The organism is Guptibacillus hwajinpoensis (assembly GCF_020524165.1).
Lineage (GTDB): Bacteria > Bacillota > Bacilli > Bacillales > Guptibacillaceae > Guptibacillus > Guptibacillus hwajinpoensis_D.
This window is the reverse complement of sequence record NZ_JAIVKU010000004.1, coordinates 401143-424099: the sequence shown is the minus strand read 5'-3', so window position 1 is coordinate 424099 and position 22957 is coordinate 401143. Positions and strand designations below refer to the sequence as shown.

The following is a 22957-nucleotide window of genomic DNA, read 5'->3' as shown; positions in this document are numbered from 1 at the left end:
TTGCTAAAGAGAAGGGAAAATACCTATTTCACTAAAAAAACAGCTTTATCATTTTCTATTGTGTACGGAACTGATGCAACGGGGACATAGAATGAATTATTCGCTAAGAGATCACGAATGTCATCTCCGTTTTGATAGTTATGCCCTGGGTTGTTTTCAATCGCTTTGGTTAAATCATTCGTATAATCAATATGTACATTTCCATTCTGATCCAGGAAAAACGGTAGTTGATCGTTCGTAAACGGACTTTTCACTGTGATTTCTTCATCCATTCCCATCGCATCATAATCAATTGAATAACGATCTTTTGCAAGCACATCTTTGAAAGGGGGATAATCTTTTTTCCGTCTATAATCATTGATTCTAAGCTGAAGGTCCTTTACTTTTTCAATTGTCACTAAATCAATTAATCTTACGGTAGGATTATCTTCCACATCAATAAGAACATATTGAAAAACCCCTCCATTTTCAAAAGAATTCCCTGGTGCCTGTTGTAAAAACGCAGGTACTAATTTTTTAAAATCAATTGGGTACTTTTGATAGATTGGCGTATCCTGATCTCTCGTCTTAATTGGAAGGACTGCCTTGTTTTCCTGATATTGTTCAACAGCTGATTGAACAGATTGTATTTGATCGGTATATGGAATCTGATTTTCGTTTTTTTGGCTTTCTGGATACAAACAACCTGAAAGTAAGGTCACGAGACTTGTCCATAATACAAGCTTTGTAGCTAGTCGTTTCATACAACTCATTCCTTATAAAAATTTAATGATTTAGTTTGTAGGGCCTGTGAACACGACAAGAAGCATAAGGATACCTGCTACGAACATACACAAATAAGCAAAAGTCGAAACAAGTATACGGAAAAACCCTTTAAGCTTCGTGCGACTTAACATAATGGCCATCACGGCGATAAACATCAAGCCAAGTGCTGAAAGCGCTACCCACATTTTTATTAGCGCTGGTGACATTATTTCATCCCCCTAGTTTGACAAATTCTTTCTAACACTGCCAACCATTATATCAAATCTCTTCCCTTTTACCTATAAAGGTTTTCATAATTTCTATTGCTTTTCCCTGCGCGATGCTTTTTCAAAGTCATTTTTCACCTGAACGCGGAATCTCAAAACAAATAAAAGCTGAAGAAAGGGGCTTTTCTTCAGCTTTGACTATATGGATTTCTTAAAGAAGCAGGCTTTTGCACATTGATGGTTCCTTTTTAGTATATGGTCTTTCATCGAAGGCGGTATCGTTGATTAGCCTAAGTTTCTTCACATTTTTTATTTTTGACTAAAAAGTTTTGCAATAGCAGATAAATCGAACGGCATATTTTTGTTAACGATTGCCTTCACGATTCGATCTTCTTTTTCTTTTGAGACGGGTACGTTCGCAACGCGTGCAACATTCGCAATTAATCTACGCACTGTTTTCTCATCTGTAAAATCTGCGCCTTGAACGGAATTCGCTAATTTAAAAATGTCTTCTTTCTTAACATTCGTTTTCTTTTCTATGTTATCGAACAGATCGCTCACGCTGTTTCCTCCTTACCATTAACGTTCAACATAGTGTATGCAAGGAGGAATACTTCGTGCGTTGCCTATTTATAGTTCTTTCGGATTTAATTCAAAACGGTCTGCAAGTAATGAAGTAAGATCTTCTGTTTCATGCGTACGAAGTCGTCCCATTAACTGATCTACCCCGTCTTTTGGGTCTTTATTATTGAAGAGCACCTCAAACAATACGGACGTGATTGGCATTTCCACGTTTTGCTTTTTCGCAAGGTAGTAAGCCGCTTTCGTCGTACGGACGCCTTCTACAACCATTCCCATATTTTCAAGAACTTCATCAAGATTATTTCCTTTACCTAAAAGGTTACCAGCTCGCCAGTTCCGGCTATGTACGCTTGTACACGTTACGACAAGATCTCCTATCCCTGTTAACCCCATAAAAGTAAGTGGATTTGCCCCCATCGCTGCCCCAAGGCGTGCAATTTCAGCTAAGCCTCTTGTAATCAGTGCAGCTTTTGCATTATCGCCATATCCAAGCCCATCAGACAAACCAGCACCAAGCGCAATGATATTTTTTAAAGCTCCTCCCAGTTCAACACCAATAATGTCATGATTCGTATATACTCGAAAATTCGAGTTAATAAAGAGATCTTGCACATATTCAGCTTGATCCATGGACTTTGAAGAAGATGTAACAGTTGTTGGATGGCGAAGGCTTACTTCTTCGGCATGACTTGGACCTGATAAAACAACAACTGATTTTCTTAAAGTTTCCGGAATCTCTTCTTCAATTACTTCAGAAATTCTCTTAGACGTTTCAGGTTCAATTCCTTTACTTGCATGAATGAGCGTTACGGGCGTTGATAAGTATGTCTTAATTTCAGGAAGCACTTCTCGAAGCGCTTTCGTTGGTGTAACAAGCAAAATAGCTTCGGCATCTTTAACACTTTCTTCAAGTGAACTAGTGGCTTTAATCCCTTCGGGGAGACTAATGCCAGGAAGATATTTATTATTTGTATGCTTCTCGTTTACTTCCTCAGCAAGTTCTGTTCTTCTTGCCCATAATGAAACATCATGGTGATTATCTGCTAGCACAATTGCAAGAGCTGTCCCCCAGCTTCCTGCACCTACAACTGAAATTTTCGCCATTGAACTTCCTCCTTACTGCTCGACCTTCTGACCGAGCTTGCTTTCAGTACCAGTGAACAAACGTTTCACATTTGTACGATGTCGCCAAACTGAAAGAATCGCTAGAATCGTCCCTAACAAAATATAAGATGGTGGATTTCCTCCAAGTAAGAAAATAAACGCAGGCGTTAACACGACAAAAATCAAGGAACCGAGTGAAACAAATCTCGTAATCACAATTGCAAAGATAGCTATTATTCCTGCATAAAGTGCCGGTAAGAACGCAATCGTTGCAAATACCCCAATCGTTGTTGCCACACCTTTTCCGCCTCGAAACCCAAAAAATATTGGCCAGTTATGACCCAAAATCGCACATATTCCTGCAAGGAAAGGAACGATTGGTTCACTAGAGAACCAATACCCTAACCAAACAGCAAGTATGCCTTTGATCACATCAAGGGCAAGGACAGCTATAGCAGGCCCCGTCCCCAACACTCGAAGTGTATTTGTCGCTCCTGCATTGCCGCTCCCGTGATCTCGTATGTCTATCTTTTTCACGATTTTTGCAATTAAATAACTAAAACTAATTGAACCGAGCAAGTACGCAGCAATGCAAATCAGGATCGCGATCATCTCATTTCCCCCTTTTTATTAGCAAGGTCCCCCGAACGAAACAAGGCTTATTATTCGCTTTTTCTACGAGCAAGAATGCGTAAAGGAGTCCCCTTAAAACCAAACGTCTCGCGAATACGATTCTCTAAGAAACGTCGATATGAAAAGTGAAGAAGTTCCGGATCATTAACAAATAAAACGATGGTAGGCGGCTTAACAGCCACTTGCGTCGCATAGTTAATTTTCAATCGCTTCCCATTATCTGTCGGTGTCGGGTTCATCGCAACTGAATCCATAATTAATTCATTTAATACATTCGTTTTTACACGTAATGCATGATTCTCAGCTACTGTGTTAACAACAGGTAGTAACGTGTGAAGACGCTGTTTCGTTTTTGCAGACAAGAATACAATCGGTGCATAGCTAAGGAACAAGAAATGATCGCGGATTTTTTGTTCGAATTCACGCATCGTCTTATCATCTTTTTCAACAGCATCCCATTTGTTTACAACAATAACGACGGCTTTACCAGCTTCGTGAGCATAACCCGCTACTTTCTTATCCTGCTCGATGATCCCTTCTTCCCCATCAATAACAACTAAAACAACGTCTGAACGTTCAATCCCACGCATAGCTCGCAGAACGCTGTACTTCTCAGTCGTTTCATAGATTTTTCCTCTTTTTCTCATTCCAGCCGTGTCAATGATCACATAGTCCTGACCATCTCGTGTAAACATTGAGTCAATCGCGTCACGTGTTGTTCCTGCAATATCACTTACAATGACACGTTCTTCACCCAGAATCGTATTAACAAGAGATGATTTCCCTACGTTAGGACGACCAATCAATGAAAACTTAATTGTACCTTCATCATATTCCTCTTCATTCTCTTCAGGAAAAGACTTAAACACTTCATCTAAAAGATCGCCAAGTCCAAGCCCGTGAGAGCCTGAAATACCAAATGGAGTGCCAAAACCTAGCGCATAAAAATCATAGATAAGCGTTTGCTGTTCTGGGTTATCTACTTTATTAACGGCAAGGACAACTGGTTTATTGGAACGATAAAGAATTTTTGCCACTTCTTCATCTGCATTTGAGATCCCATCTCGTCCATTTACCATAAATATAATTACATCAGCTTCGTCAATGGCTATTTCTGCCTGGTAACGAATTTGCGAAAGAAACGGTTCATCGCCGATCTCAATACCACCTGTATCAATGATATTAAATTCACGATTCAGCCATTCTCCTGTACTATAAATGCGGTCTCTTGTTACTCCCGGAGTATCTTCTACAATCGATACTCTTTCTCCTACTATACGATTAAAAATGGTCGATTTCCCAACATTTGGTCGACCTACTATTGCGACAACTGGTTTTGTCATTTTTTGCACGCCCTTTCTAAAAGACTATCTAAGCTTGAAACCAGAAAGTCGTGGACAAACTTTCCAGGAGTTCATGATAAAAACCCTCCTCTATAAGAAGGGCGTAGTCTTCGATAGCTTTTATATCTTATCAAAAAAGCAACCATTGAACAACAGAGGATCAAACGAATCTTCTTTTGACCCTTATGAGAAACTGTTAATGTTTCACGATAATATAAACACCATTGCTCAATTTATGCGCAATTCCATCCAATATGGCTTCAAGATCAGCCGCTACTTTATTCATTTCTTCTTCAGATTCACACACAAAAACATTTGCACCTACAGGAGCCTTACTTATAGAATGAGTTACGGTTGCGAGTATCGCTTTTTCTATCTTCACGATTCATCACTTCCCTTTTTCTTTGTTTCAGTTGGCATGCGAATCGCATTTTCTAGTGTCGGTACCTGAGAGATCACCTTCATTGCAAGATCGACATTTTTATTTTGAGGTAAAATAAATACGCCAATGCGTCCATCATCAAGATCGCGCTTGATTAGCGGAACAAGTGCTGGCGTACCAGAATCTCGATAGACACCCATTGAAATAGCGAGGTCATGAAGAATCGCTTGTCTTTGTCCAAGATTCCCAATCGTCATTCTAGCATCAAAGTTTTTCGGTGAGATGGTAAATCCCAACCCATGTTGTAAAATTTCTTTCTGCCTCGCAGGAATCCCGATGTTCATAATGTATATGTTATCAACATAAAGCCCCGCCCCATCAAACCTCACTTCTTTTTGTTCAATGTTGGCGATTTTCCCCAATTTACTACCAGTCATGTATTTCTTCGCTACTAAAAATGCTAGAAATGCAGCGATAAGACCCGCCCATACATTCAGAGCTAAATAGGCAAATGAAGTGACAAAGGAAATAAAGATAACTAAGTAGTTTCTTCCTTCAAATGTAACGGCTATTCCTTCAATGTATGACGCTCCTCTTGGAACGAGTTCAAGCGAATCCATTTCGGTTAGTGTTTTTCTTTCCATATTTCTCACTTCTCGAAATTGCGACGCTGCAAGTGTTAAAAAGGTTACAGCAGTAAACTCTTGTTCCATAATGGAAGGAACAACGAGGGCACCTAGGGAAGCGGCAATAAACCCAAGCGCAAGGTGAATAATCATTCCATGTGGGTATGTAGGGTATTGGCGATAGTCCGTACGAAACATATAGATTCTTGCGAGCGTACCTGCAATTACTCCAAATAATATTGGAATTGTATATTCATTCACGAATATCCCCGTCTTTCTTGATGTTTTTTCAATAGCTTTTCAAGGTGGGTTGTTACATTTACGAACCCTGACCATGCTACTGTGCTCATGATTGAAATAGCCAGTATGTCTAGTGAAGCTAATTCTCCAATAAGTCGATCAAACCCCATCCCTTTAAAAATCATTCCTAAAATCAATTCACCATGCACAATGCTAAGAATGAGAAATGAGCAGCGTTCAACCGTACTACTGATCGTTAAATGAATGATGACAAGGAGAATTGCCGAAACCGACCATTTTGTATATAAGAAAGTAAAAACTGGATCATAAATAGAAAACAATTGTACCGCTGTAAAAGCCGCCGTTAGTGTGAGTAAAATAATAACCGCATAAACGGTGTTAACGCGATATTTCATTAACAGAAAGTAACCCGTCCCTAGTGCGAGCACCCATAATGCTGACACTTGAACATACAATATGTTGATCTTGATATGAATCAAACAAATGGCAAGTAACAAAACGAATATTAATCGAGTGCGCTTGCTGGATACATTTTGAAAGAATACCGCAATAACCCAACCGATCCAGGCAAACCACACAAATATGATCCCATCCACCACTACTCCTCCTCTCATTATGATCAGTATGGGATATTTTCATGATCGATAGACCAAAAATGCATAACTTTCAAACCTTTTTTTCATGATAAGAAGAGGTTCGATTGAAAGGAGGGGAAGGAATGGGCAAAGATCGTCAAGAAAAAAAACTTAAGAAATCCAAGCGCGTAGAATCAGATCGTGATCAATCTTTGGAGCATGAAGGGGCAACAATGTTAGAAGGCGCTTCCAATGCAAGAAAACGTAATGGTCAAAAGTCATAATCAGAGTAGGTTTTTTATCATTTGCATACAAAAAAGCTCTCTGCATGAAGCAGAGAGCTTTTAGACATATCATTATTTGTATTTTTTAAGCTGATCACCGATCATATCCCCAAGTGAGAATGGAGCGTTTCCATCACTCTCTTTTTGATATTCTTCAACTTCGCTTGATACTTGTTCCGTCTCGAGAACCTTAATGCTTAGTGAAATTCGCTTTTCATCAAGATTAACATCCAGCACTTTCACTCGAACAGTTTCTCCTTCTGAAAGCACTTCCTGAGGTGTTCCAATATGTTTGTTCGAGATTTCTGAAATGTGAACAAGCCCTTCAACGCCTGGAGCGACTTCTACAAAAGCACCAAAGCTAACTAAACGTTTAACTGTACCTTCGATTTCATCTCCAGTGCTAAGCTTGCCCTTCACTTCTTCCCACGGTCCTGGGAGTGTTTCTTTAATGGATAGTGAAATTCTTTCATTGTCACGATCAACAGAGAGAATTTTAACGTTCACTTGCTGACCTTCTGTAACAACTTCAGACGGTGTTTCAACGCGATGGTGAGCCATTTGAGAGATATGAACGAGTCCATCCACTCCACCGATATCGACAAATGCACCGAAGTCAGTAAGACGTTGAACTGTTCCCTCAACAACTTGTCCTGCTTGAAGAGATGCTAGCGTTTCTTGTTTTTTATGATCAGCTTCCTGCTCCAAAACAGCACGATGTGATAAAATCACTTTTGCTTTTTCTGGATCAAATTCAACAATTTTCACGCTCAGGCTTTTACCTTTGTAATCAGAGAAATCTTCAACATAATGTCTCTCAACAAGAGAAGCGGGAATAAAGCCGCGTACTCCAAGATCCACTACAAGACCACCCTTAACTACATCAGCAATCTCAACATCGAATGCCACAGAATTTTCATACTTCTCCTGCAATGCATCCCATGCCTGATCGGCTTCGACTGCTTTCTTAGAAAGCACAAGCTCATCTTCAGAAACTTTGATTACTTTAACTTCTATTTCATCACCTTCTGAGAGCACGTCGCTAACCTTTTCGACGTGAAGGCTTGACAGTTCGCTGATTGGCAGCACTCCATCAACTTTAAAACCAACATCAACTGATGCGTGTTTTTCTTCGACTTTAGAGATTTTTCCTGTCACCACATCTCCAATTTCGAACGATTTGAACTCAGTCATTTCCTGATTCATCTCTTCACCCATTGACAAACTCCTCCTTCAATCCAAAAGAAATAAAACTTTTCGATATGATTTATAAAAGTCTTTCACTTGTAGCGAAAGAAATTTATTGAAAAGTTAAGCACCCTTTCCTCTAACTTTCACTAAAAATGACGGATTTGTCAAGTATCCCGACACATTTATTAAAATTTTTTAACAATATTGAATTATTTATGATGAATTTCAATCAAATCTTTAATTTCTTTCATGATTGCCTGTGTGGCTTTTTTAGCAGCTCCCTGTTCTTCACGTAAAGGAGAAAGATCCACGGGTTTTCCATAAACGATTTTTAAGCGGCCAAATGGCTTATAAGATCCTTGAATCGCACATGGGACAACCGTTACTTCCGGACGAAGTGCAAAAAAACCTGCTCCTGAAAGACCTTCTCCAAGCTGACCATCTTTACTTCTCGTCCCCTCGGGAAACAATCCAACAACGCCGCCATCTTTAAGAATCTTCATTCCGCTTCGTAACGCTTGTTTATCGCTCATTCCTCTTTTAACGGGGAAAGCTCCAACCTTTTCAATCAACTTCCCGAGAACTGGAATTGAAAACAATTCTGATTTTGCCATGAAGTGAACATCTCTAGGAAACATGGCTCCAACAAGTGGGGGATCAAGGTTATTAATATGGTTTGAACACAGAAGAATCCCTTTATCTTTTGGAATGTTCTCTCTTCCCACAACCGTTACACGATTAAATAGTTTAAAATAAGCGTAAAACAAGCCCTTACCGACACCGTATAAACTCACGTGATCAAGCCCTTTCCTTCGCTAGTTGTAAAATATGCTCCACAACTTCTAAGATTGTCATTGTTGTCGTGTCAATTTCAATCGCATCACTTGCTTTTACGAGAGGGGCTACTTCTCGCTCGGTATCACGCTTATCTCTTAATGCAATTTCCTCTTTTATCTGATCATAATTTGCTTCAATTCCATTATCAACTAGCTCTTTATAGCGACGTGAAGCTCTTTCTTCAACTGAAGCGCTCAAGAAAACTTTAAGCTCAGATTCAGGAAGAACATGTGTCCCGATATCACGACCATCCATCACGACTCCGCCACGTTCTGCTAGTAATTTTTGACGCTTAACCATTTCTTCTCTAACTTCACTTTGTCTTGCCACAAACGAAACGTTGTTCGTTACATGAGAAGAGCGAATTTCAGTTGTCACGTTGCGATGATCGATTAATACAAGCTGTTCTTTCTCGCCAACTTGTAGGTCGATGACCGTTTTATCTAACAATGCTTTAAGTAAAGGACCATCTTCTAAATCAACGTTTTTTTCAATCGCTTTAAAGGTTAAAGCGCGATACATTGCACCTGTATCAATGTAAAGAAAAGATAGATAATCAGCTACTTTTCTTGCTACCGTGCTTTTACCAGCGCCAGCAGGTCCATCAATGGCTATATTTATTCGTTTGTTCATATGCTTCTTGCCTCCAAATTCCGTTCAATCCTATTCAATCTTCTAATTGACAACTTAACGTACAAAAAAAGCAGGATATCCTGCTTTCTTTGTACGACCAAAATGTCTTATTTATCATAACATAAGACATTTTATTGGTCTATTGACGCCTGATCAGTGGAGGCAAATCCTTCAGTACACCTTCATAATAAATGGCCTTACTAAGATAAATGCGATATTCTTCCTGCGTTAACAGGACCTGAGAAGCTATAAGAAATAAAAATTGAATGACGATCAGTTTTATTAGCAGTTTTTCAACTTTCGCCATTCCGTCACCCCGCTTATGCCGTATCGTAATTCATTTCAGTTCCGTCCATTTTTTCAACTCTTTCTTCTCTTCCATTTTCCGCGTTAATGAAAATCCGATACGTTTCTTTTTCAATCGTACCCATAAATTCATAACATAATACTTCTTCCCCAAGATCATTACGGATAACGCCTAACCCTTCGTCCATGATTTGAACATTTGGATTCACTTGATCTAATGCTTCATCTCTAGAAATAGTTGGGGTGATCAGAGACCTTTCATGGTGATTTGTTAAATAGTCTTGTGATTCGTATCCAGAAATATCACCATTGTCTAACGCCACTTTAATGTGAACGGCATCCGGATAAATGGCCACATCACCTTGTTGATAAACAAATGTGAAGACACCCATTCGGTCATACTGACTACTTTCTGAAATGGTCATATTCGTAATGTCGTGTTCTTTGAGGAAAGCTCTTGCTTGATCTGCTGCTTCATTTAAGCTTAACTTTTGCTCACCGATCTCTCTATCCATTAGAATCCAGATTGGGTTAGCGCCTTTTTGTGTCACATCCAGATTTGTTGATGATTTTTTGTCTTTGTTTTCAATCGAAACACTATAGGCTTTATATTTTGATTCATCACCTGTAGTTGTAATTTCTATTTTAGCTTTAGGATCGATATCCAGAAAATCAATCACGTGTTTTTTCGCTTCCTCTTCACTAAGCTTCTTTCCTTTAATATTTTTATCAAGGTTTTCTTTTTTGGCATTAAGCTGAGTTACCTCTGGTCCCCAGTTCACCTCACTATACCCTTCGACTTGTTTATCAACAGTCTTGAATCCATCGATGATCGTATTATCCTGCGGTTGCCCTTCTGAAGCAAGAGCAAGCTCTACGTCCATCCAGCGAAGATTATGATCAATCACCATAGCCTGAACTTTCCTTAATTCGTTTTTAATGTCATTCGAATGGCTATGCAAATTTTTTAACGTCTCATATTCTTCATCTGATAAAGGGTTTTCATCCAAGTCTCGAACCGCAACGCGGTAACTAAATGAACCAATATTCGTCAAAAACTCTTCAGTCTTATTAAAAGGCATAAGGGTTAACGGAAGTTGACCAACGTCATTTTGTGCTTCAGAAGTTAAACGCCATACTTCCGTTAGAGCTGGTGATAAACTACCTCTTGAATTCATCGCTAGCGTAGAACCGATTTTCTCTTCAAGCGCATCCATATGAAAATTCAAATCGTGAAATGCACGTTGATACGTATTCTCAGCATTAATGAGTACTGCATTTTTTTCCTGGTGCTCTTTGTATCCCCAATAACTTGTGCCAACAACGCCAACTGCAAGTACACCGATCAATAGTGAACGAATCAAGTAAACCACCTCCATTATTCACAGAATATGTGTTTTCCAATTTGCTTAATTTGCGGTCTTGTCCATATCCAACCTGATGTAGCGGTGTTTGGATTAAAATAATAGAGTGCTTCTCCCGTTGGATCCCAACCGTTTATCGCATCGATGACAGCTTCTTTAGCTTTTTCATTTGGCGCTAACCATATTTGACCATCCGATACAGCTGTAAACGCGCGAGGTTCGAAGATAACCCCTGATACCGTGTTTGGAAATGAAGCGCTCTGGACGCGGTTCAATATGACGGCCGCAACTGCAACTTGGCCTTCATAAGGCTCTCCGCGTGACTCTCCGTATACCGCATTAGCAAGAAGCTTAATATCGTTTTGAGAATAACCAGATGGCACATTTTTAGCTTGTACATTTGAGTCTTTTGGCTTACTTTGATTTGTTTGTGAGTTATCAGGACTTTTTGAACCCTGACCAGGGGCATATTTAGTCGTCTTAGCTAATTTCGCCTTCATATCTGGCCCAACAAGTCCATCAACATCCATTCCAAATTCATATTGAAAATTCCTTACCGCCCAATAGGTTCCCCATCCAAAAACACCGTCGACATTACCGGTATAAAAACCAATGTGCTTCAACCGTGTTTGTAATTCAATAACGTCAGTTCCCGTCGCACCCTTTTGAATAATTTGATTTGAAAATGCACCTGCTTCATTCTCTCCATCCAAAACCATGATAAGCGGTGCACATATTAGGCCGATTACCAAAGGGATTTTCAAAATACTAAATGCCTTTCTCATGCTGTGAACCTCCCTGATCATTCTGATTTCACATGTGTAGTTTTTGTAACGGAAAGTTTTTTATACAATTGGAACGGTAGACTTAGAATTTTCGAAAACTAACATCTTCTCTCTTGTACCTATTTAACCTCAAGCCTCGATATTTTCCGTAAAAAAAAGATGCCAAATTGGCATCTTTTTTAAGGTTAACTATGAGATTGGCATATTTTCTTTCGCTTGCATTAACTCTGCCTGGTTATGATCGGCAGCTTTAATTTTGCGTAACCCTATAAACCACAGAATGAGCATAAAGGGAATCATGAGATAGATCGTATTACTATTTACTTGGAGAACTAAAAAATTATACGTCCCATGAAAAATAAATGGAATGAATAACGAAAGGGCAATCCATTTCCCAATCTTATTTTGCAGTGAAAACTTTCCTCTACCTAAATACGAGCCCATTATTAAACCAAATAAGGCATGACTTGATACTGGTAACAGCGCTCGCCACCAAGCTTCCTGAATTCCAAATGCAAACAGGTAAAATACATTTTCTACTGATGCAAACCCAAGCGAGATCGCTACTCCATAGACAATACCATCATAAAAATCACTAAACTCTATATGGATATAAACCGTAAAATAAAAAATAAACCACTTTAGAAATTCTTCCAACAGCCCAGACATGATAAAAGACTGACTGAATGGTGATTGCAGAAAATTCTCAACTTCAAAACCATGCTGGATCACCATTACTGGAAACACAAGCATGGCACCAAATACAAAGCTTCGAACGACCGGACCAATTGGCTCAGATTCATATTGATGCTGTTTAAGATAAAAAAAACAAAGAAGCGCAATGCCTGGTGCTATTCCAGCAGTTATGGCTGCTAACATAGGCTTTCCCCATTTCTATCCTTCACCTCTTATACTAGCAGGTTCAGTCATACCTATACTTTTATAATCGTATCATGTTACTTTATTTAAGGAAACAATAATTAGGAAAATGATGAGGTGATGCTATGAGTAAACTATTGATTATCCATACCGGAGGAACCATTGCAATGGAGGAAGACAAAGACTCGGGTGCTGTAAGTCCAGGCAAAAACAACCCGTTAAATACAACACTTAACCAATTACTAACGGGAGATGATGTGTTGATTGACGATTTTATCAACATCCCCTCACCTCATATGACGCCCGAAATGATGTTTGCTATTGCAGAAAGAATCGAAACAAAAATAAAGGAAGAACCGATTCGGGGCATCGTGATTACGCATGGGACCGATACGCTCGAGGAAACAGCCTATCTATTAGATCTCGTACTTCAAACAGACCTTCCAGTTGTCGTTACAGGAGCCATGCGATCAAGCAACGAACTTGGATCTGATGGACCTTATAATTTACTTTCTTCTATAAAAGTAGCTTCATGCCAAGAAGCAAAGGGTAAGGGTGTGCTTGTAGTGCTTAACGATGAAATACATACGGCAAAAAACGTAACGAAAACACACACGAGCAATGTGTCCACTTTTCAAAGTCCACAATATGGCCCAATTGGCATCGTAACAAAACAAAGAGTGTTCTTTCACCATACGTTAACGGTGAGAGACCGCTATCATATCTCCGGATTAACAAAAAAAGTGATGCTCCTAAAGGCATATGCTGGAATGGATTCAAAATTACTTATTGCAGTAGCTGAACTTGGCATTGATGGGATCGTGATAGAGGCACTGGGACAGGGTAATTTACCCCCTGATATGATGGATGGAATAAAGCATCTTAGAGCGAAAGGAATCGCGATAGTGATGGTTTCCCGCTGTTTTAACGGCATTGTTCAAGACGTGTATGGGTACAAAGGTGGCGGAAAGCATTTGAAGGAGCAGGGTGTGATCTTCTCAAACGGCTTAAATGGACAAAAAGCCCGTTTAAAATTACTGGTTACACTTGAAGCGACGGAAGATGATAGTGAATTGCACAACTTTTTTCTCAGATAGATCGTTCTTTATTGAACTGTTATTCACAAAAAACCTACCTTAATTGGTAGGTTTTTTCGCTTTCTTTATCACTGCTTTTGCAATCATTGCGCCGTGTAACCTTCCGTTCTCAATGAAAATTTCATTTGCATTATTCCCAGCTGCAATTACGCCTGCAATGTAGCAATTCTCAACATTTGTTTCCATTGTATCTGCATTGAATGTAGGACGACCACTTTTTTGATCGATCTGTATACCGATTTTTGTCAGGAACGAGTGGTCGGGATGGTAGCCGGTCATAGCGAAAACAAAATCATTTGGAATGGTTGTTTGTTCTCCCAATACTTCATAAACAATCTCTTTTTCTCTCACTTCTACTAGTGTAGCGTCAAATTCCATTGTTACCTTATTGTTCCTTACTAGCGCTTCAAATTCCGGTAAAATCCACGGCTTAACACTCTTAGAATATTCCGATCCACGATAAAGGATCGTGACCCGAGCTCCCGCTTTTTCAAGCTCTAAAGCTGCATCAACAGCAGAATTTTTACCGCCAATCACAGCAACATCTTGATCAAAATAAGGATGCGGTTCTTTAAAATAATGCAAAACCTTATCAAGTTCTTCCCCTTTGATCCCCATATAATTTGGACTATCGTAATAACCAGTAGCTATAATTAAATGTTCAGCACGATAGGTGATTTGTTTTGTTTCATGTACTTTTTCAGTTTCGATGATGAAGACGTCATTTTCTTTTGTTATGACGTTTGCTTTCTCAAAGGAATGAATTCGCAAATCTTTTCGCTTAGCCACGTCTCGATAATACGCCAGAGCCTGGTTACGCTTTGGTTTTCGTTCTTCAATAATAAAAGGGACTTCTCCGATTTCAAGTTTCTCACTTGAACTAAAAAAAGTTTGGTGTGTTGGATAATGATAAATGGCGTTGACAATATTCCCTTTTTCAATAAGTAAAGGATCATATCCTTGATTCATTAATTCAATAGCTGCAGACATTCCACATGGTCCTGCACCAATAATGACGATCTGTTCTTCTCTCATTTCTCTCACTCCCGAACCAATCCATAAAAAATAGACCATTTCTTTTTATTATTCTACTCAATACGATAAAAAAATTCCCTACCTGAATGATAGGGAATTTTATTCGGAAAGGCAACTATTTATATCCAGCCTCTAAAACGGGACGCCTCAGCCATTTTCCTAACGCCGACCATATAAGCAGAAAGCCTCATATCAACTCGACGTGTTTCAGACGTTCTGTAAATCGAGTTAAATGCGTTAACCATTACTTTTTCAAGCTTAGCTTCCACTTCTTCTTCTGTCCAGTAGTATCCCTGGTTGTTTTGAACCCACTCAAAATAAGAAACGGTGACTCCACCCGAACTAGCTAGTACATCTGGAACAAGTAAAATGCCTCTATCCGTTAAGATCTTTGTCGCTTCGATTGTAGTAGGACCATTTGCCGCTTCTACAACTATGCTTGCCTTGATGTTATGTGCATTCTCTTCAGTAATTTGATTTTCGATTGCTGCTGGAACAAGAATATCACAATCAAGTTCAAGTAATTCTTGATTACTAATCGTTTCTTTAAAAAGCTTCGTCACTGTACCAAAACTGTCACGACGATCTAATAAGTAATCGATATCGAGACCTTCAGGATCATGGAGAGCCCCATACGCATCTGAAATGCCTACAATTTTCGCTCCAGCATCATGCATAAATTTTGCAAGAAAGCTCCCAGCATTTCCAAATCCTTGAATGACAACACGTGCACCTTCAATTTTAATATCTTTTTTCTTTGCAGCTTCACGAATGCAAATTGTCACGCCTTTTGCAGTTGCAGATTCACGCCCGTGAGATCCACCTAGTACTAATGGCTTACCGGTAATAAAGCCGGGAGAATCAAATTCTCTTATGCGACTATACTCATCCATCATCCATGCCATAATTTGAGAGTTGGTAAATACGTCTGGTGCTGGAATATCTTTCGTTGGTCCAACAATTTGACTTATCGCACGTACATAACCACGACTTAAACGCTCTAATTCTCTAAATGACATTTCACGAGGATCACAGATGATCCCCCCCTTACCTCCGCCATATGGAAGATCCACAATTCCAGCTTTTAAACTCATCCATACAGAAAGTGCTTTCACTTCAGTTTCGGTCACATCCGGGTGGAAGCGAACGCCTCCTTTAGTAGGACCAACTGAATCATTATGTTGTGCACGATACCCTGTAAATATTTTAATAGAGCCATCATCCATTCGAACTGGAATCCGAACCGTCATTAATCGCATTGGTTCTTTCAATAATTCATACACTTCATTCGGGTAGCCTAATTTGTCTAGCGCTTCGTGAATGACCGATTGCGTCGACTCTAATACGTTCCGCTTCTTCTTGTTTCCTTGTCCATTATCTGTTTCGTTTTTGTCGACCATTGAATTACCTCCCATTACTGTGCACTTACTCTGCTGTTTTCGTTAAGCTAATAAAAATAGCCTATCCCAATTTAATTGTAAAACGTCTTATGTTGTTTATAGAATGTTCTATTGCTCTGCTTTCAAAACATAGTATACACGTTTAAGTAAGCTATGAGAAGGCATTCATACCACATTTATGCAAATTGTTCCACGCTATTGAAAACGCTTACTAAAAACTAAGGGAATACACTGCAATAAAAGGAAGACCCCACTTTTGTGAGGTCTCGCATCATTATTTTTTTAAACCTAATTGAACTAAGTTTTCAATCATTTGCTCATAGGAGTATCCAATTTCTTTCGCTGCATCCGGGAATAAACTAGTCGGCGTCATGCCAGGTAGCGTGTTCACTTCAAGGAATACTGGTGCAGACCCATCATTCGGGACGATATAATCAACTCGTGAATACGTATCGCATCCAAGTAACTCATGCGCCACGACGGACTGTTTTTGAATAAGCTCAGTATGGAGTTCAGAAATTCGAGCAGGTACGATATGCTCGCTCCCTCCTTCAGCGTATTTCGATTCGTAATCATAATAGGCATTCTTTGGAACAATTTCCACAACAGGTAGCGCTTTGACTTCTCCTTTAGCGCCCATCACCGCAACAGTAACTTCAGTCCCAGAAATAAACTCTTCTAGAATAACTGTATTGTCAAATCGAAACGCTTCTTCAATACCTTTGTGGAGCTCTTCTTCAGATTTGGCAATTGTTAATCCTATCGTTGATCCCTCACTGTTTGGCTTCACAACAACCGGATAACCAAATGGCAAATTTAATGAATGACGGTCATCTGAATAGTGGAGAACGAGATCCTTCGCAAGACGAATCCCAGAATCTTTTAACACTTTTTTACTTCTGGCTTTATCCATTGCAACAGCGGAGCCAAGAACTCCAGAGCCCACATAGGGGATTTGAAGCATATCAAGCAGTCCTTGAATCCTTCCATCTTCTCCGTATTTACCATGAAGACCAATAAACACAATGTCAACATCAAGCTCCATCACTTCTGATAATCGTTCTGGATGAAAGTCAACTCCGATAACTTCATGACCATTCTCTCTTAATGCTTTCATAATTCCTTTTCCGCTAGATAGCGAAACTTCTCTCTCAGCAGAAGTTCCTCCATAAAGTACTCCAACTTTCATAAGCTATACCTCCTGGGCTACATGTATGTAAGTCATTATATTCGATTGTTAATCGAGTGGAACTTATCAAAACACCTCTCATCATATCATGTTTTTCGACAGCTATGTTACTTTGAATGACCATCATCAAGTATTATTATTGGAAAAAAGATGATGATCTTTTGTATACTTGCGATAATCTTAATTATGAAAGGAAATGTCTTTATGGCCCGTACAATCATGTTTATTTTTGCTCATCCTGATGATGAAAGTTTCACTTGCGGAGGAACGCTGTTAGAATTAGCTAAAAACAAAGATACGAAAACCGTTCTATACAGTGCTACACCCGGAGATGCTGGTAAGTGTGGAGAACCGCCTATCTGTCAACCCAAAGAGTTGGCTGAAGTTCGAAGAAAAGAACTTGAAGAAGCCTCTCTGCTGCTTGGTATTGATGAACTCTATATAGGTGATTATAAAGACGGAAAATTAAGCCAGCTGCCTCTTAATGAGCTGAAGAACGATGTTTTAAAACGAATTGAAGCTGTTCAACCTGATGTTGTCATTACCTTCCCGCCACATGGATTGTCAGGTCATCCAGATCATAAAGCGATCCAGCACGCAACGCTTCAAGCCGTTAAAGAAACAAATGTCGTAAAAGAATTGTATTACGCTACCTTTCCTCAATCTCTAGCTGATCAAACAGGAAATCCAGCATATGCAGATCCAGATGATTCAATCACTTTGATTAAATCATTCTCAAGCGACCATTTAAATTCTGTTAGAAAAGCGCTTATCGCTCATCGTACTCAGCATCTATCCGTTGAACGCGTTTTTCCGACCATTTATAATGAAACGGAATTTATGAAATTTAATAATAAAGAATATTTCATTAAAGCATGGGTGAACCCCAGCTATTCATCAAGTCCTATCCTAGAATAACGAACAAAACCTCCCGATCGGGAGGTTTTGTTAGTTAAAATAATGATTTAACTGTTCAATCGCTGTTGATTGCATAATTAGCTTACCATACTCCATCACACGATAACTTGTAATTGTTGAAGGGTTTCCAAATTCCGCAAGCAATGCAACAAGAGAATCTAATTCAAAATCCGCAAATTCCTCTTCATCAAACTTGAGGTAAAATTGTGACTGAAAGGAGTAGAGCGTACCACCTTGAATTCCTACATTGATTAATCTTTTAGAAAGCCCAATAACATCCTCGAAGGATCGAAATTCATAAAATACTTCATCGCTTTCATCAAGAGTTACCTGCATTTCAATGTATTCATCATTATAATCATCTTCAAACTCACTTTCAGAGGAACCTTTTGTAACAATAACCACCATTCCTTGAGCAGGAAGAGAGAACACTTCTACCGCAATTGGACCATCCACTTTAAAGCCAAGTTCATCATCTGCTTCCATAATCATCTCACGAAAAAGCCTGTGAACTTTCGGTACGTCCTGCCATAGCTCTTCTTTTGTAATTCCACGTTCATTTAAATCATCATAAGTTAGAAAGATTTTTATTTTATCGTAAGTTAAACGTTCAAGACGCATCTATTTCCCCCCTACCGTCTGTCACCCGCAAATCCTTTGTTCATACTATATGTGATAATACAAAGATGGTTCATGGTTGACGATATTCTTCTAGTTTACACTGTAAAAGGAAGCTTAGACAAGTCATGACAACTATACACTAAGTTGTCAGCTTTTGAATTTTATCTTTAATCCACACGTCCCATTCTTCTTTACTGTTTCCAACGAAAAATGACTCATAGGCCTGTCTCTTTTCACCACGTAAATGTCCAATTGCAGCGCCCCCCACGCCTATCGTTAAATCTGAGAAACGCTGATCAAGGCGATCAACGAGATCGAGACATCTCGGTAAATTAGCCATTAGCGTACAAGATAAGAACAAAATTTTAGGGTCTGTATCTTCCACAACTGTTTCAATATCATCCTCAGGGATGCTTGAACCAAGATAGATGACTTCAAATCCTTTACGTCTTAAGTAGAGAGTGAAAATTAACAAACCAAGTTCATGGTACTCTCCTGAAGAACAAACCGCCATTACTTTTGGAAGGTAACCATCCACAGGGAGTGTATGAAAAATCATACCAATCCTTGACCTTAGAAAAGCACTTGTAAAATGCTCATGAGCGATCGTAATTTTTTCATTTTCCCAAAGGTCTCCAACCCTAACGAGCAGTTGAGCGAGGATGTCATGAACGACCTTATCAATACTAAATACAGAAAACGCCTGATTAAGTAAATCCTGCGCTTTATTCTCATCGAATGCTAAAAGTGCTTCTAAAATTTCATCGGCTAGTATATGAGCTCGATCTCTTTCCATATCTACTCCCATACTATCTGTATCCGTTGAATCGTTTCCATTTTCAAGCAGTTCCACAGCTTGACTTATTGTAAAACCCTGCTCTGTTTTTTGGACAAGCCATTTTAGAATAGACATATGTTCTTCCGAATAAAGACGATGACCTGCCTCATTTCTTATCGGAGAAATAATATTATAACGTCTTTCCCATGCCCTTAAGGTCCCAGGTTGTATACCCAATTTTTTTGAGACCGCTTTTATATTATACTTACCTGCAGACATCGTCATCTTCCCCTCTAGTACAGCCTTTATCACACCTAGTATAAGGGGTGAATGATGTTTGTGTAAACTTTGTATAAGCAATTTGCTGTTTTTTTGTATTTATTTCCTTTTTAATATAAAAATATGTGTTTCAGCCGGGGCCATTAGTCTCAAAGGTAAGGTTGTCGTACCATATCCATTACTGATAACAACAGTCGTCCCCTTCACTACTTTGATACCACCTTTTTCTCGGATTCCCCATCCTAATAGTCGAATCTGACCACCATGAGTGTGACCTGAAAGGATCAGCTGTATGCCACTATTATCAGGCCAATCTTGCTTTATATCAGGGTTATGACTAATTAAGATTTTCGTTTCTTCCGTTGCTTCTTTAACAGCATCTTCTAATGAGGCATTATCGGTAGATAAATCATCAATTCCCAATAAGCTAATCCCCTCATTGCCACGACGAAGTTTGATTGCTCGATTTTTTAGAATTTGAATACGTTCTTCAATTAGGAGCTTCTCAAGTTGCTCGGGATCTTCCTCATAATCATTATTCCCCCAAACAAAATAGCATGGTGCGATCAATTTTAATGATTTCATATTCTGGCGAACTTTCTCAAACGAAACTCCTTTTTCCATAACATCTCCACCAATCACCACAATATCAACCTGATTTTTCACTTTTTCTAACACTTTATTAGAGATGATCCGATTATGAGTGTCCGAAATAAAAAAAATTCGATAAGAATCGAAGCTTTCTGGTAAATTGGTGATCTCAATTTCTTTCGAAACAACTCTGTTTAGATGCGCCTCTATCCACATGTAGATCAGTAACAATACGCCAATTAAAACGACCCCAATTACATAAATCATGTGTCATTACTCCTCTGAAAATGCTTCAATTCTCTTGCTGCTCTTATATTAGCAGTTAAACCTCCATAAATAAATGCCATGACTAGGGATGCAAGTGACAGCCATAAATTCGTTTCAACCAATACCCAATAACCACCACTTAATAAACTTCCCTCAACCAACAAAGTGGTGAGGTGAGCTTTATTATTTATTCCTAAAGCAAGAAATGCCTCCACATGTTCTCTGATTACACGAGCTACGAAAAGAAAACCAAACAAAAAACAAAGTGCTCCAAACCCATAACGACCGCTGTTTAACATCAGGTCAGTAAACGTCATGCTTCTAAAATTTAAGTTGCTTTCGGCTAAGAACAGCAAACAAAAAATCGCTACAATCCTTATCAGTAAAAGCGGCATAGTAAAAACCCCCCACTCTAACGTATGTAAGAGTAGGAGGCTTTATGGGTACTAATCACTCATACTTCTTTTATATCTAGAACTTTAAATCCATTTTGTTCAAGTTTCGCAATAAACTGATCAATGTTTTCCTTTTTTTCAATCTTCATGACGATTCGTCTTACATTCTGATTCGATTCATCGAATGTAGACAATGAAATGATATTTTCATGAAAACTTTTTGCGATTTTCGCTAGTCTTGCAATCCGTCCTTCTGTTTCTGAAGAAGCAAAAGCAATTCTAATGCCTGGCTTACGCATGCCAAAAGCACTCTGGAATTGATCAAGTATATCCGACCGTGTAATAATACCTATAAAGTTCTCATTTTGATCAACTACAGCAACGAGTGGTGCGTTTTTTGCTAACAAAAGGGTGTTCTCAAATATTTCCTCTTGATCAACCGTGACATCTTTTTGGTACGCAATTTCACCTGCACTCGTTTCAGACAGGAATTTTTGCTTATCTGTCATTTCACTTTTAAAAAAAGCTTTATAAATACGATTAAACGTTACAATTCCCACGTACTTTTTTCCTTTAATTACCGGCACACCATCAATTTCTCGTTCTTTTAATACTTTTAATGTTTCATCTAACTTTGTGTCATCATTCACATAAACAGTTTCTCGAATTGGTTTCATCGCGCTTCGTACGTACATTGCTCTCACCTCTTTGTAAAATCATTACTCTTAATTAATACCACATTTTCAAGATAATATCCTTCTAAAATAAAAATTAATGATGAAATGGATCGTTTTCTTCCGTAAATTGGGCTTTTAAATTTCTTGAAGATTCAGTCTTTTTGAGGTAAGATTGAGATATAACCAGACCACTTTGGAACGGAAACAATAAAACGGAGATGATGGATCATGATCAACAAACTTAAAACCAAATCATTATTAGGAAATGAGGATTTGGATTTCAATCGTCGTTTAGGCATGCCCGTCGAAGTTTTCTGCCCAAAACTAAAAGATACTGTTGCCTTTGGAAAGATCGAAATGTTTGGAAAGGATGAACTCTCTATAAATGGAAACAATTTTCAAATTGAACAGTATCTCTTCTTTGGATGTCCTGAGCAAAGATAACGTTTATTTATAATATAAATTTATGTCATATGCCTCTTTTAAATAGTTAAAAACATCATGACGACTTTCCCACTGGTGTTGATCTTTAAATAGTTCATCGCTTCGATCTATAATCTCCAGTCTTAAAGACTCAAACTCATCCTCAGCTTTCTTGCTTTTTTTTGAAAACTTCCTTAACTGAAAGTAAGTGATTACACTGCTAATCACCAACATTATCGGCAATGATCGAATAGAAAGCTCACTTATAAAAAAAGATGTGCTATTTTCTAACTCGTACCAAACTAACCCGCCCATTGTAACTAATATAAATGCAAGAAGATATCCGTAGGTTTGTGACTTTGCTTTATACTGCTTTTCAGAGTTCTTTCTTTCCACTAATTCTTGTAATAGCACAATGGTTACTTTGGACTGTTGTGGTAGTTTCCATTCTTTTAGCGCGTCCACTTTCTCCCCCCCCTTAGTTGAGACTAGTTTATGCATGAACTAGCCTGGTTACGACTGGGGGGACTC

General features: G+C 38.8%; 29 protein-coding genes. 4 read left to right on the top strand and 25 right to left on the bottom strand.

Annotated elements, in window-relative coordinates; translation table 11 throughout:
• Positions 1–23: 23 nt before the first annotated feature.
• The 9 genes from LC090_RS09305 to LC090_RS09265 all read right to left on the bottom strand — a co-directional run bounded on the left by LC090_RS09305 (position 24) and on the right by LC090_RS09265 (position 6498).
• Positions 24–743, bottom strand: coding sequence for a hypothetical protein (locus LC090_RS09305; protein WP_226657413.1), 720 nt, complete (start codon positions 741–743; stop codon positions 24–26).
• 30 nt (positions 744–773) lie between these two features.
• Positions 774–971, bottom strand: coding sequence for a DUF2768 domain-containing protein (locus tag LC090_RS09300; RefSeq protein ID WP_224594371.1), 198 nt, complete (start codon positions 969–971; stop codon positions 774–776).
• A gap of 309 nt (positions 972–1280) precedes the next feature.
• Complete coding sequence (locus LC090_RS09295) at positions 1281–1532, bottom strand: stage VI sporulation protein F (RefSeq protein WP_098443984.1); 252 nt, start codon at positions 1530–1532, stop codon at positions 1281–1283.
• Between the two features lie 69 nt (positions 1533–1601).
• Positions 1602–2657 carry an NAD(P)H-dependent glycerol-3-phosphate dehydrogenase gene (locus LC090_RS09290; protein WP_226657410.1) on the bottom strand — a complete coding sequence of 352 codons (1056 nt, stop codon included), beginning with the start codon at positions 2655–2657 and terminating at the stop codon, positions 1602–1604.
• A gap of 12 nt (positions 2658–2669) precedes the next feature.
• Positions 2670–3269 (bottom strand): glycerol-3-phosphate 1-O-acyltransferase PlsY, encoded by a 600-nt coding sequence (gene plsY / locus LC090_RS09285; RefSeq protein ID WP_226657408.1) that lies wholly within the window; start codon positions 3267–3269, stop codon positions 2670–2672.
• Positions 3270–3319: 50 nt separating this feature from the next.
• Positions 3320–4633 (bottom strand): ribosome biogenesis GTPase Der, encoded by a 1314-nt coding sequence (gene der / locus LC090_RS09280; RefSeq protein ID WP_226657405.1) that lies wholly within the window; start codon positions 4631–4633, stop codon positions 3320–3322.
• A gap of 196 nt (positions 4634–4829) precedes the next feature.
• Positions 4830–5015: a capping complex subunit for YIEGIA gene (locus tag LC090_RS09275; RefSeq protein ID WP_226657401.1), complete on the bottom strand. Its 186-nt coding sequence runs from the start codon at positions 5013–5015 to the stop codon at positions 4830–4832.
• Positions 5012–5902, bottom strand: a complete 891-nt coding sequence (locus LC090_RS09270; protein ID WP_226657399.1) for a YIEGIA family protein — start codon at positions 5900–5902, stop codon at positions 5012–5014. The genes LC090_RS09275 and LC090_RS09270 overlap by 4 nt, the downstream gene beginning before the upstream one ends.
• On the bottom strand, positions 5899–6498 hold the full coding sequence (locus LC090_RS09265) for a YphA family membrane protein (protein ID WP_226657397.1): 600 nt from the start codon (positions 6496–6498) through the stop codon (positions 5899–5901). The genes LC090_RS09270 and LC090_RS09265 overlap by 4 nt, the downstream gene beginning before the upstream one ends.
• Before the next feature lie 122 nt (positions 6499–6620).
• Here LC090_RS09265 and LC090_RS09260 point away from each other — a divergent pair, with 122 nt between their 5' ends.
• Positions 6621–6761: a YpzI family protein gene (locus tag LC090_RS09260; protein ID WP_226657395.1), complete on the top strand. Its 141-nt coding sequence runs from the start codon at positions 6621–6623 to the stop codon at positions 6759–6761.
• A gap of 72 nt (positions 6762–6833) precedes the next feature.
• Here LC090_RS09260 and rpsA read toward each other — a convergent pair whose 3' ends face one another.
• From rpsA to prsW, 7 genes are all read right to left on the bottom strand, one after another.
• Complete coding sequence (gene rpsA / locus LC090_RS09255) at positions 6834–7979, bottom strand: 30S ribosomal protein S1 (RefSeq protein WP_226657393.1); 1146 nt, start codon at positions 7977–7979, stop codon at positions 6834–6836.
• A gap of 182 nt (positions 7980–8161) precedes the next feature.
• A complete protein-coding gene (locus LC090_RS09250; protein WP_226657391.1) occupies positions 8162–8746 on the bottom strand; it encodes a lysophospholipid acyltransferase family protein in 585 nt (194 codons plus the stop codon).
• Between the two features lie 4 nt (positions 8747–8750).
• Positions 8751–9422: a (d)CMP kinase gene (gene cmk / locus LC090_RS09245; protein WP_226657389.1), complete on the bottom strand. Its 672-nt coding sequence runs from the start codon at positions 9420–9422 to the stop codon at positions 8751–8753.
• Positions 9423–9561: 139 nt separating this feature from the next.
• Complete coding sequence (locus LC090_RS09240; protein ID WP_226657387.1) at positions 9562–9729, bottom strand: DUF5359 family protein; 168 nt, start codon at positions 9727–9729, stop codon at positions 9562–9564.
• 13 nt (positions 9730–9742) lie between these two features.
• Positions 9743–11101: a germination protein YpeB gene (gene ypeB / locus LC090_RS09235; RefSeq protein WP_425590644.1), complete on the bottom strand. Its 1359-nt coding sequence runs from the start codon at positions 11099–11101 to the stop codon at positions 9743–9745.
• Positions 11102–11106: 5 nt separating this feature from the next.
• Positions 11107–11811, bottom strand: a complete 705-nt coding sequence (gene sleB / locus LC090_RS09230) for a spore cortex-lytic enzyme (protein WP_226658434.1) — start codon at positions 11809–11811, stop codon at positions 11107–11109.
• Between the two features lie 255 nt (positions 11812–12066).
• A complete protein-coding gene (gene prsW / locus LC090_RS09225) occupies positions 12067–12756 on the bottom strand; it encodes a glutamic-type intramembrane protease PrsW (protein WP_226657383.1) in 690 nt (229 codons plus the stop codon).
• A gap of 125 nt (positions 12757–12881) precedes the next feature.
• On the opposite strand from prsW, the gene LC090_RS09220 reads away from it, so the two are divergent.
• On the top strand, positions 12882–13853 hold the full coding sequence (locus tag LC090_RS09220) for an asparaginase (protein WP_226657381.1): 972 nt from the start codon (positions 12882–12884) through the stop codon (positions 13851–13853).
• Positions 13854–13892: 39 nt separating this feature from the next.
• On the opposite strand, the gene LC090_RS09215 is transcribed toward LC090_RS09220, so the two are convergent.
• The 3 genes from LC090_RS09215 to LC090_RS09205 all read right to left on the bottom strand — a co-directional run bounded on the left by LC090_RS09215 (position 13893) and on the right by LC090_RS09205 (position 17477).
• Complete coding sequence (locus LC090_RS09215) at positions 13893–14888, bottom strand: YpdA family putative bacillithiol disulfide reductase (protein WP_226657379.1); 996 nt, start codon at positions 14886–14888, stop codon at positions 13893–13895.
• A gap of 119 nt (positions 14889–15007) precedes the next feature.
• Positions 15008–16288: a Glu/Leu/Phe/Val family dehydrogenase gene (locus LC090_RS09210; RefSeq protein WP_224594318.1), complete on the bottom strand. Its 1281-nt coding sequence runs from the start codon at positions 16286–16288 to the stop codon at positions 15008–15010.
• 274 nt (positions 16289–16562) lie between these two features.
• Positions 16563–17477 carry a D-alanine--D-alanine ligase family protein gene (locus LC090_RS09205; RefSeq protein ID WP_226657377.1) on the bottom strand — a complete coding sequence of 305 codons (915 nt, stop codon included), beginning with the start codon at positions 17475–17477 and terminating at the stop codon, positions 16563–16565.
• Positions 17478–17681: 204 nt separating this feature from the next.
• Here LC090_RS09205 and LC090_RS09200 point away from each other — a divergent pair, with 204 nt between their 5' ends.
• Positions 17682–18395: a PIG-L deacetylase family protein gene (locus LC090_RS09200; protein ID WP_226657375.1), complete on the top strand. Its 714-nt coding sequence runs from the start codon at positions 17682–17684 to the stop codon at positions 18393–18395.
• A gap of 30 nt (positions 18396–18425) precedes the next feature.
• Here LC090_RS09200 and LC090_RS09195 read toward each other — a convergent pair whose 3' ends face one another.
• The 5 genes from LC090_RS09195 to LC090_RS09175 form a co-directional block, all read right to left on the bottom strand.
• Positions 18426–19016 (bottom strand): genetic competence negative regulator, encoded by a 591-nt coding sequence (locus tag LC090_RS09195; RefSeq protein WP_226657373.1) that lies wholly within the window; start codon positions 19014–19016, stop codon positions 18426–18428.
• 139 nt (positions 19017–19155) lie between these two features.
• Complete coding sequence (locus LC090_RS09190) at positions 19156–20079, bottom strand: MerR family transcriptional regulator (protein WP_226657370.1); 924 nt, start codon at positions 20077–20079, stop codon at positions 19156–19158.
• A 93-nt stretch (positions 20080–20172) separates the two neighbouring features.
• Positions 20173–20931 (bottom strand): metallophosphoesterase, encoded by a 759-nt coding sequence (locus tag LC090_RS09185; RefSeq protein ID WP_226657368.1) that lies wholly within the window; start codon positions 20929–20931, stop codon positions 20173–20175.
• Positions 20928–21326 (bottom strand): hypothetical protein, encoded by a 399-nt coding sequence (locus LC090_RS09180; protein ID WP_226657366.1) that lies wholly within the window; start codon positions 21324–21326, stop codon positions 20928–20930. The genes LC090_RS09185 and LC090_RS09180 overlap by 4 nt, the downstream gene beginning before the upstream one ends.
• Positions 21327–21385: 59 nt before the next feature.
• Entirely contained in the window at positions 21386–22021 is a 636-nt protein-coding gene (locus tag LC090_RS09175) for a CBS domain-containing protein (RefSeq protein WP_226657364.1), read from the bottom strand.
• Positions 22022–22231: 210 nt separating this feature from the next.
• Here LC090_RS09175 and LC090_RS09170 point away from each other — a divergent pair, with 210 nt between their 5' ends.
• The gene (locus LC090_RS09170; RefSeq protein WP_226657362.1) at positions 22232–22447 is read left to right on the top strand and encodes a hypothetical protein; all 216 of its coding nucleotides are present in this window, start codon (positions 22232–22234) and stop codon (positions 22445–22447) included.
• A gap of 3 nt (positions 22448–22450) precedes the next feature.
• On the opposite strand, the gene LC090_RS09165 is transcribed toward LC090_RS09170, so the two are convergent.
• Complete coding sequence (locus LC090_RS09165) at positions 22451–22891, bottom strand: DUF2663 family protein (RefSeq protein ID WP_226657361.1); 441 nt, start codon at positions 22889–22891, stop codon at positions 22451–22453.
• Between the last annotated feature and the right edge of the window lie 66 nt (positions 22892–22957).

Excerpts from the sequence above, each read along its gene's own strand:
- LC090_RS09305 (WP_226657413.1), bottom strand. The coding sequence starts at position 743 with ATGAAACGACTAGCTACAAAGCTTGTATTATGGACAAGTCTCGTGACC.
- LC090_RS09300 (WP_224594371.1), bottom strand. The coding sequence starts at position 971 with ATGTCACCAGCGCTAATAAAAATGTGGGTAGCGCTTTCAGCACTTGGC.
- LC090_RS09290 (WP_226657410.1), bottom strand. The coding sequence starts at position 2,657 with ATGGCGAAAATTTCAGTTGTAGGTGCAGGAAGCTGGGGGACAGCTCTT.
- plsY (WP_226657408.1), bottom strand. The coding sequence starts at position 3,269 with ATGATCGCGATCCTGATTTGCATTGCTGCGTACTTGCTCGGTTCAATT.
- der (WP_226657405.1), bottom strand. The coding sequence starts at position 4,633 with ATGACAAAACCAGTTGTCGCAATAGTAGGTCGACCAAATGTTGGGAAA.
- LC090_RS09260 (WP_226657395.1), top strand. The coding sequence starts at position 6,621 with ATGGGCAAAGATCGTCAAGAAAAAAAACTTAAGAAATCCAAGCGCGTA.
- rpsA (WP_226657393.1), bottom strand. The coding sequence starts at position 7,979 with ATGGGTGAAGAGATGAATCAGGAAATGACTGAGTTCAAATCGTTCGAA.
- cmk (WP_226657389.1), bottom strand. The coding sequence starts at position 9,422 with ATGAACAAACGAATAAATATAGCCATTGATGGACCTGCTGGCGCTGGT.
- LC090_RS09240 (WP_226657387.1), bottom strand. The coding sequence starts at position 9,729 with ATGGCGAAAGTTGAAAAACTGCTAATAAAACTGATCGTCATTCAATTT.
- sleB (WP_226658434.1), bottom strand. The coding sequence starts at position 11,811 with ATGGTTTTGGATGGAGAGAATGAAGCAGGTGCATTTTCAAATCAAATT.
- prsW (WP_226657383.1), bottom strand. The coding sequence starts at position 12,756 with ATGTTAGCAGCCATAACTGCTGGAATAGCACCAGGCATTGCGCTTCTT.
- LC090_RS09220 (WP_226657381.1), top strand. The coding sequence starts at position 12,882 with ATGAGTAAACTATTGATTATCCATACCGGAGGAACCATTGCAATGGAG.
- LC090_RS09215 (WP_226657379.1), bottom strand. The coding sequence starts at position 14,888 with ATGAGAGAAGAACAGATCGTCATTATTGGTGCAGGACCATGTGGAATG.
- LC090_RS09210 (WP_224594318.1), bottom strand. The coding sequence starts at position 16,288 with ATGGTCGACAAAAACGAAACAGATAATGGACAAGGAAACAAGAAGAAG.
- LC090_RS09205 (WP_226657377.1), bottom strand. The coding sequence starts at position 17,477 with ATGAAAGTTGGAGTACTTTATGGAGGAACTTCTGCTGAGAGAGAAGTT.
- LC090_RS09200 (WP_226657375.1), top strand. The coding sequence starts at position 17,682 with ATGGCCCGTACAATCATGTTTATTTTTGCTCATCCTGATGATGAAAGT.
- LC090_RS09195 (WP_226657373.1), bottom strand. The coding sequence starts at position 19,016 with ATGCGTCTTGAACGTTTAACTTACGATAAAATAAAAATCTTTCTAACT.
- LC090_RS09190 (WP_226657370.1), bottom strand. The coding sequence starts at position 20,079 with ATGACGATGTCTGCAGGTAAGTATAATATAAAAGCGGTCTCAAAAAAA.
- LC090_RS09185 (WP_226657368.1), bottom strand. The coding sequence starts at position 20,931 with ATGATTTATGTAATTGGGGTCGTTTTAATTGGCGTATTGTTACTGATC.
- LC090_RS09180 (WP_226657366.1), bottom strand. The coding sequence starts at position 21,326 with ATGCCGCTTTTACTGATAAGGATTGTAGCGATTTTTTGTTTGCTGTTC.
- LC090_RS09175 (WP_226657364.1), bottom strand. The coding sequence starts at position 22,021 with ATGTACGTACGAAGCGCGATGAAACCAATTCGAGAAACTGTTTATGTG.
- LC090_RS09170 (WP_226657362.1), top strand. The coding sequence starts at position 22,232 with ATGATCAACAAACTTAAAACCAAATCATTATTAGGAAATGAGGATTTG.